This window comes from Perlabentimonas gracilis, assembly GCF_011174675.1.
GTDB classification, from domain to species: domain Bacteria; phylum Bacteroidota; class Bacteroidia; order Bacteroidales; family Tenuifilaceae; genus Perlabentimonas; species Perlabentimonas gracilis.
The window spans coordinates 1-8032 of record NZ_JAANIG010000073.1; the positions used below are offsets into that span (position 1 = coordinate 1).

At 42.8% G+C, this 8032-nt stretch carries 7 protein-coding genes; 4 read left to right on the forward strand and 3 right to left on the reverse strand.

Annotated elements, in window-relative coordinates; all coding sequences use genetic code 11:
• Positions 1-179: 179 nt before the first annotated feature.
• Both G8O23_RS16785 and G8O23_RS16790 read right to left on the reverse strand, forming a co-directional pair.
• Entirely contained in the window at positions 180-467 is a 288-nt protein-coding gene (locus tag G8O23_RS16785) for a type II toxin-antitoxin system RelE/ParE family toxin (RefSeq protein WP_166367011.1), read from the reverse strand.
• Positions 460-699, reverse strand: coding sequence for a ribbon-helix-helix domain-containing protein (locus tag G8O23_RS16790; protein ID WP_166367013.1), 240 nt, complete (start codon positions 697-699; stop codon positions 460-462). Before G8O23_RS16790 ends, G8O23_RS16785 begins: the two co-directional genes overlap by 8 nt.
• A gap of 264 nt (positions 700-963) precedes the next feature.
• On the opposite strand from G8O23_RS16790, the gene G8O23_RS16795 reads away from it, so the two are divergent.
• The 3 genes from G8O23_RS16795 to scpA are packed head-to-tail and all read left to right on the forward strand — an operon-like array spanning position 964 to position 5448.
• On the forward strand, positions 964-2838 hold the full coding sequence (locus G8O23_RS16795) for a methylmalonyl-CoA mutase family protein (RefSeq protein ID WP_166367015.1): 1875 nt from the start codon (positions 964-966) through the stop codon (positions 2836-2838).
• 31 nt (positions 2839-2869) lie between these two features.
• Entirely contained in the window at positions 2870-3259 is a 390-nt protein-coding gene (locus G8O23_RS16800) for a GxxExxY protein (protein ID WP_166367017.1), read from the forward strand.
• A gap of 53 nt (positions 3260-3312) precedes the next feature.
• Positions 3313-5448 (forward strand): methylmalonyl-CoA mutase, encoded by a 2136-nt coding sequence (scpA, locus tag G8O23_RS16805; RefSeq protein ID WP_166367019.1) that lies wholly within the window; start codon positions 3313-3315, stop codon positions 5446-5448.
• 347 nt (positions 5449-5795) lie between these two features.
• On the opposite strand, the gene G8O23_RS16810 is transcribed toward scpA, so the two are convergent.
• Complete coding sequence (locus G8O23_RS16810) at positions 5796-5951, reverse strand: hypothetical protein (protein WP_166367021.1); 156 nt, start codon at positions 5949-5951, stop codon at positions 5796-5798.
• Between the two features lie 172 nt (positions 5952-6123).
• On the opposite strand from G8O23_RS16810, the gene G8O23_RS16815 reads away from it, so the two are divergent.
• The gene (locus G8O23_RS16815) at positions 6124-7335 is read left to right on the forward strand and encodes an ATP-binding protein (protein WP_166367023.1); all 1212 of its coding nucleotides are present in this window, start codon (positions 6124-6126) and stop codon (positions 7333-7335) included.
• The last annotated feature ends 697 nt before the right edge of the window (positions 7336-8032 follow it).

Below are 8032 nucleotides of genomic sequence, written 5' to 3' on the forward strand. Positions count from 1 at the left end.
TTTTTGTTACTTCTTTGGGATCTTTGTGTAATAGCACTTTAAAAAATAGCACAAAGTTCCACAGAGGTTTTCACAAAGTTCCACAAAAGGCTTTTGAGACACCCTCTTACTCTGTTAACTAAACGACATTGAATTAGAATCTGCAAAAGTGACTATGGTGTAATTATTATTTTGAATGCTTATAAAATGCTTTTCAAGTTTTGTCTTCCAATTATTGCCATTATTTCTACTATATCATGATTAATTTTATAGAAAATGCTGTCTGAACCACACACGCAACGCCTATACCTTTTTTTTATGTAATCAACCGATTCGAAGGAAAATGGTTGCTTTGCAATTATCTCAAAACAATCAAAAAAGGAATTAAAGTACAGGTCAGCTTGGGTCGTTCCAAATCTTTCAACTCCATAGCGATGAATTCTTATCAAGTCTTTTTTTGCTTCGTTGCTCAATCTATATTTAGCCATTAATCAATTTTTTTGATTGGCTTAAGATCTCATCTCTACTTTCATTGGTAAACCCACTACTTTCAGCTTTCTCTAGTTTAGCCCTAATCCAGTCAACCTGCGCCTGCTGTTTTCTGGCTTGTCTAACCAAATCATTGATGAGTTCACTTTTGCTGGTGTATTCTTTACTGTCTACTTTCTTCTTTAGCCATTCGTCATTTGGCTGTGTGAATGATATACTTTGTCTTCCCATAATTTTGATTTTTATATGTGGTGTAAATATACATCGTAATTACACCAAACGCAAGTGTTCTGCCTTATTATATAGCCATTGGAAGTGAAATTCGATCCACCTCAAATCATTTTTATGCTCTTACAAATCGTAACCCGTATGTAAGCTCATCTTCCAATATATGCTTCACAACACCTTATGATATTTATTGCTGCTTCTCAATCTTTACAATATTTAATAGTTTGTAAATTTGCCACTCGATTCTAAATCAAACACAAATACGTTATGGCAGAAAACAAAAAGGATTCTAAACTTTTCGCCGAATTTCCTCCTGTGTCAACACAGGAGTGGGAAGAGGTGATTAACAAGGATCTAAAGGGCGCTGATTACGATAAAAAGCTGGTTTGGAAAACCATGGAGGGCTTTAGCGTTAGGCCCTACTATCGCGCCGAGGATCTGGAGCAAGTGAAAAATGCTCACGCATTGCCCGGAGAGTTTCCCTATACTAGGGGTGTTAACCCAAAAACCAACAGCTGGCTGGTAAGGCAAGATTACGAGGCGTGCAACGTTACCGAGGCCAACGCCAAGGCGGTTGATGCGCTTACCCACAGAGGCGTTGAGTCGGTTGGCTTTATCTTTAGCTGCAAGTGTGAGCATACCGCTGACGATTTTGCCAAGCTGTTACAAGGCATCGATATCACTAAAACTGAAGTGAACTTTGAGGCCGACTGCAAATCGCGTAAGCTAATCGCCGAGTTTATCAAGTATCTAAACAATGCTAAAATCGATGTTGCTGCGGCTAAAGGATCATTTAACTACAGCCCCATTGCTGCTTTTAGCCTAAAGGGCAAGTTTTGTGTCGATGCACAAACCGCAGCCGCTCGCACCAAAGAGGCTATTGAAGCTGGCCGCGATCTTTCGCAGTTTAAGCTGCTGGCCGTTAGGGGCGATATCTTCCGCAACGCTGGTTCATCGGCTGTTCAGGAACTTGCATTCTCGCTGGCTATGGGCGCTGAGTACATCAACTGGCTAACCGACCAGGGGATTAAGGTTGATGAGGCATTTGGTAAAATGAAATTTACTATGGCCATTGGTCCTAGCTACTTTATGGAAATTGCCAAGTTTAGGGCTGCTCGTTACCTTTGGGCAAAAATTGCCGAAGCCTATGGCTGCAATGATAAGGCTGCAATTTGCATTCACGCAGTGAACAGCGTGTGGAACAAAACCGTGTACGATCCATACGTAAATATGCTTCGTACTACCACCGAAGCCATGTCGGCAGTTATTGGCGGTATTCATAGCCTAACGGTTCTGCCTTTCGATGCACCTTACCAAAAGCAAACTGCTTTCTCGGAGCGTATTGCGCGCAACCAGCAAATTATTATCAAGGAAGAATCTTACATGGATAAGGTAATAGACCCTGCTGCTGGTAGCTACTACATCGAAACTCTTACACAATCAATAATAAATCACGCTTGGGAACTTTTCAATAAGGTTCAGGATATGGGTGGCTACGTTGAGGCGTTCACCAATGGATTTATTCAGGGCGAGATTAAGGCAGTTGCCAATAAGCGCGAGTCGAATATTGCTACTCGTCGCAAAACCGTGTTGGGTACTAACCAGTATCCTAACTTTGGCGAGGTGGCCGACCAAAAGGTTGTTAACCTCGATGTTGTTAAGAAACCTGAAACCCAGATGGCCGATGGTGCCGTTTGTGAGCCATTGGCTCAGTACCGCGAATCGCAGGCTTTCGAGGAGCTTAGGTTTAAAACCGATGCTACAGGCAAGCGTCCTAAGGTATTCATGCTGGCGCTTGGAAATTTGGCATTCCGAAGGGCTCGTGCACAGTTTAGCTGCAACTTCTTTGCTTGCGCTGGGTTCGAGGTTGTCGATAATATTGGTTTCAAATCTGTTGATGAGGGTGTAAAAGCTGCTCTCGATGCCAAAAGCGATATCGTGGTAATTTGCTCATCCGACGATGAGTACGAAACCCTTGCCACCGAAGTTTTCGAGAAGCTAAATGGCAAAGCCATTTTTACGGTTGCCGGCGAACCCGCTTGCAAACCCGCTCTCGAGGCCAAAGGCATAACCAACTTTATCAGCGTAAAAAGCAACGTTCTTGAAACTTTACGCGGTTACCAGGAGCAGTTGGGAATATAATAAACACAGAGATACAGAGGCACAGAGAGATATGTCATCGGAAGAATACAATAAACTTACAAAAAAGGTAATTGCAGCTGCCATTGATGTGCACAGGGAATTAGGCCCTGGGCTCTTGGAGTCTGTATATCAGCATTGCCTTTGTGAGGAGCTTAGAATTAGAGGCATCTCTTTTGTCCCTCAGGCAAAACTGCCAATTGTATATAAAGAAAATCAATTGAGTAAAACGTTTAGAATTGATATTCTGGTAGAAAACAAATTGGTAGTTGAATTGAAAGCGGTTGAGGTTATTCTTCCTGTACATGAAGTCCAGCTAGTAACCTACCTTAAACTATCGGGTCATAAGTTAGGACTGCTCATCAACTTTAATGCGCCTCTTTTAAAGGAAGGGATTCGTAGAAGAATTTTAGGAGAATTATAAACTCTGTGCCTCAGCGCCTCAGTGTTGAATAAGTTATTAAAACGATAAAACAAATGAAACCAGATTTCAAACAAATAAAAATTGATCAGGAGTACGCTGCCCAAGAGGTTAAGGCCTCGCAGGATGGGTTTGAAACGCCTGAGAAGATTGCTGTAAAACCTATCTACAGCAAGAAGGATTTGGAGAATATGGAGCACCTGAACTATGCAGCAGGTTTGCCACCATATCTGCGTGGGCCTTACAGCACTATGTACGTAATGAGACCGTGGACTGTGCGTCAGTACGCAGGTTTCTCAACAGCCGAGGAGTCAAACGCATTTTACCGTCGTAATCTGGCCGCAGGCCAAAAGGGACTGTCGGTAGCGTTCGACCTGGCAACACACCGCGGATACGACAGCGACCACCCCCGCGTGGTGGGCGATGTTGGTAAAGCCGGTGTGGCCATCGATTCTATCGAGGATATGAAAATCCTTTTCGATGGAATCCCCTTGGATAAGATGTCGGTATCGATGACCATGAACGGTGCCGTGTTGCCCGTTATGGCTTTCTACATTGGTGCTGCGCTCGAGCAGGGCGCTACCCTCGACCAGCTGGCCGGTACAATCCAAAACGACATTCTTAAGGAGTTCATGGTGCGTAATACCTATATCTACCCACCCGAATTCTCAATGAAGATTATTGCCGATATCTTCCAGTTCACGGCTAAGAACATGCCCAAGTTCAACAGCATATCAATCTCGGGATACCATATGCAGGAGGCTGGCGCAACTGCCGATATTGAGTTGGCATACACCCTTGCCGATGGTCTTGAGTACCTTCGCACTGGTGTAAATTCTGGACTAGATATCGACGCTTTTGCCCCACGCTTGTCGTTCTTCTGGGCCATTGGTATGAACCATTTCATGGAGATTGCCAAGATGCGTGCAGCGCGTTTGCTTTGGGCAAAAATTGTGAAGCAGTTCAATCCTAAGAACCCAAAATCGCTTGCATTACGTACACACAGCCAAACATCTGGCTGGAGTCTAACTGAGCAGGATCCATTCAACAACGTGGCTCGTACCTGTATCGAGGCTATGGCTGCAGCTCTTGGACATACTCAAAGCTTGCACACCAACGCGTTGGATGAGGCCATTGCACTACCAACCGATTTCTCGGCTCGTATTGCCCGTAACACTCAGCTGTACATTCAAGAGGAAACCGATGTAACCCGCGCGGTTGACCCATGGGCTGGCTCGTACTACGTTGAGCAGCTTACGCAAGAAATTGCTCAAAAAGCATGGGCTCTTATCCAGGAGGTTGAGGAGCTAGGCGGTATGGCAAAAGCCATCGAAACTGGTATCCCCAAGATGAGGATTGAGGAGGCTGCTGCTCGCAAGCAGGCTCGTATCGACTCGGGCCGCGATATTATTGTGGGCATAAATAAGTATCGCCTCGACAAGGAAGACCCAATTGAAATTTTAGATGTTGATAACACCGCAGTGCGCGAAAGTCAGCTGCGTCGACTTAAGGAGCTTAAGGCAAACCGCGACGAGGCCAAAGTGCAAGAGGCTCTGGCCGCTATTACCAAATGCGCCGAAACAGGCGAGGGTAACATCCTAGAGCTATCGGTTGAGGCGGCAAGGCTACGTGCTACCCTTGGCGAAATTTCCGATGCTTGCGAAAAGGTTGCTGGTCGTTACAAGGCGGTTATCCGTTCAATTTCAGGAATTTATTCAGCAGAATCTATGGATGATAAAGTATTTGCCGAAGCCCGCGAGCTGTGCGACAAGTTTGCCAAGCTTGAGGGTCGTCAGCCACGTATCATGATTGCCAAAATGGGGCAGGATGGTCACGACCGTGGCGCAAAAGTGGTTGCCACTGGTTATGCCGATATAGGATTCGATGTGGATATCGGACCTCTATTCCAAACCCCAGCCGAGGCTGCCAAGCAGGCCGTTGAGAACGATGTGCATATTCTGGGCGTATCGAGCTTGGCTGCTGGTCACAAAACCCTTGTGCCTCAGGTTATGGAGGAGTTGCAAAAGCTGGGTCGTGAGGATATCATGGTGATTTGTGGTGGCGTAATCCCATCGCAAGATTACCAGTACCTATACGACCAAGGTGTGGCGGCTATCTTTGGCCCCGGCACATCGGTATCGCTTGCCGGTAAGCAAATCCTTGAACTGCTTATGCAGAGGTTCGACGATTAGTTTTAAACAGATTGATATAATTAAAGGGGTGTCTCATTATTTGAGATACCCCTTTTCTAGTAAAGTTAGAATGTAACCCTGTCCTTTAGGGCAGGGTTGGAAATTACAGATGATATTGGGCTTTAGTCATGATAGGTTATGGTGTTTGCTGATGGGCTCTTCCCGTAGTCAAAGTCAGGGCTAAAGCCCATACCTGTTCGTTGGCGCCATGCCCCCGTCCTAAAGGACGGGGTTATTATTATGCACAGCTACTGCTTGGTGGGGATTGTATAACCCATAGGGCATAGGTTATGGAATATAACCCTGTCCTTTAGGGCAGGGTTGGAAATTACAGGTGATATTGGGCTTTAGCCCTGATAGGTTATGGTGTAGGTAGATGGGCTGCTCCTGTAGTCAAAGTCAGGGCTAAAGCCCCTGCCTGTTCGTTGGCGCCATGCCCCCGTCCTAAAGGACGGGGTTATTGTTATGTACAGCTGCTGCTTGGTGGGGATTGTATAATCCATTGGGCATAGGTTATGGAATGTAACCCTGTCCTTTAGGGCAGGTTAAGGAATTGAAGATGATATTTATTAAAGTGTTTGTTTTATAACTGAAGAATAATATATAATGACTATATTTGTCAATTATAATTGAAGGTTTACTATGTTTGTATTGAATGTATAACATAATTGAACTATGATAGACTACATTAATAGGCCCATGTATATTGAAAGGATAAAACCTTTTATCGGTAAATCGCTGATAAAGGTATTGGTGGGTCAAAGAAGAGTGGGGAAAAGTTATCTTCTTATGCAACTAAAAGACCTAATAAAAACTCAGGAATCCGATACGCAGATTATATACATCAACAAAGAACAAAATGAGTTTTCATCCATTAAGAATTCGGATGACCTATTTAGTTACATTAACGAAAATGTAAAAGGTAGCGGAAAGGTAGCCCTGTTTATTGATGAAATTCAGGATATTGAATCTTTTGAAATTACGCTTAGAGATTTAGCAACAAGAAAAAAATACGACATCTACTGCACGGGGAGTAATGCTAACCTGCTGTCGGGTGAACTTGCAACTTTCTTATGCGGTAGATATATCGAAATAAAAGTCTTTGGTTTAAGCTATGCTGAATTTTTAATCTTTAATAAAATCTCCGATACTGTTGACTCATTTAAAGAATATATGCAGTTTGGTGGTCTGCCTTACCTAATTAACCTAAGCAATGAGATTCAGGTTGCATACGAGTATTTAACAAGTATATACAACACTATTCTACTTAAAGATGTTGTTGCTCGATTTAACATCAGAAATGTAAAGTTTTTGGAAAACTTGGTGGCGTTTCTGTCTGATAACCTAGGTAGTATTGTTTCCTCTAAGAAAATAAGTGAATACCTAAAATCTCAGAAAATTAATATTTCAACACAGGTAGTAATTGATTACTTGGGTTACCTTGAATCCTCATTCTTAATATTTAAGGTTAAGCGCACAGGTATTGAGGGAAAGAAAATATTTGAAATCGGCGAAAAGTATTTCTTTGAAGATGTTGGAATTAGAAATGCAATTGTTGGCTATAAAGCTACGGATATTCATAAAATACTTGAAAATATTGTTTACCTGCATCTAAGAATGGCTGGTTATTCCGTAACAGTAGGCGTGGAGGGGAAAAAGGAGGTTGATTTTATTGCACAGAAAGCTGGCAATAAAATATATGTGCAAGTGGCGTATATGCTAACCAATGAGGAAATGATTAATCGCGAATTTGGAAACCTTCTTGAAATACCCGATAATTTCCCAAAGTATGTGGTTACAATGGATGAAATACCAGAGATATCAACTTACAAGGGTGTCGTTCGGATGCATATTAAAGATTTTTGTTTAAAAATGGTTGGCAAATAATTACAGCTAATTGCACCTCGATTTAGCAATAAAATCAACAATAAACAGCTAGTTGGCAACTAGCGGTGTAACCAATCAGGATGCAGGCTGGCAGGTTAGATAATCTCGGAGATGTATAACTTGTTTTGATTTTGTGGTGTAGTTAAATTGAACTTGTACTGGACAAACTCCTAGTTGATGTATGAGAGCATAGAATAAACCCTGTCCTTCAGGGCAGGGTTACGGAATTAAAGACGACAATGGGCTTCATACCTAATAGAATTATGAGGTTTGCTGATAGCCTATACTCACTATCAAAGTCAGGGCTAAAGCCCATGCTTGTAAATTAGCTTTGTCCCCGCCCTTAAGGACGGGGTTATTGTTAAGCATTAATGCTGCTTAGTAGGGGTGCAAAACACAGGGGGCATAGGTTAAGGTTATGAACCCTGTCCTTCAGGGCAGGGTCGCGTAATTGAAAACGACATTGGGCTTCAGCCCTGATGATTTTTATATATTGCTATCGTTTTTTGGGGATACAAAAGATTTCTTGCAAAATAAATTACACTATTGTCAAGAGCAATGCGTTTTATTACTTTTGATTTGTGAGATTTATAAAAAAAAACATTAGTGTCCGACTAAGTATTTTGTAAAATGATAATAATGCGATAGATTTCTCGCTTCGCTCGAAATGACAGGCTGTTACGCTGTCAGGGGTGAG

Excerpts from the sequence above, each read along its gene's own strand:
- G8O23_RS16785 (WP_166367011.1), bottom strand. The coding sequence starts at position 467 with ATGGCTAAATATAGATTGAGCAACGAAGCAAAAAAAGACTTGATAAGA.
- G8O23_RS16795 (WP_166367015.1), top strand. The coding sequence starts at position 964 with ATGGCAGAAAACAAAAAGGATTCTAAACTTTTCGCCGAATTTCCTCCT.
- G8O23_RS16790 (WP_166367013.1), bottom strand. The coding sequence starts at position 699 with ATGGGAAGACAAAGTATATCATTCACACAGCCAAATGACGAATGGCTA.
- G8O23_RS16800 (WP_166367017.1), top strand. The coding sequence starts at position 2,870 with ATGTCATCGGAAGAATACAATAAACTTACAAAAAAGGTAATTGCAGCT.
- G8O23_RS16815 (WP_166367023.1), top strand. The coding sequence starts at position 6,124 with ATGATAGACTACATTAATAGGCCCATGTATATTGAAAGGATAAAACCT.
- G8O23_RS16810 (WP_166367021.1), bottom strand. The coding sequence starts at position 5,951 with ATGGATTATACAATCCCCACCAAGCAGCAGCTGTACATAACAATAACC.
- scpA (WP_166367019.1), top strand. The coding sequence starts at position 3,313 with ATGAAACCAGATTTCAAACAAATAAAAATTGATCAGGAGTACGCTGCC.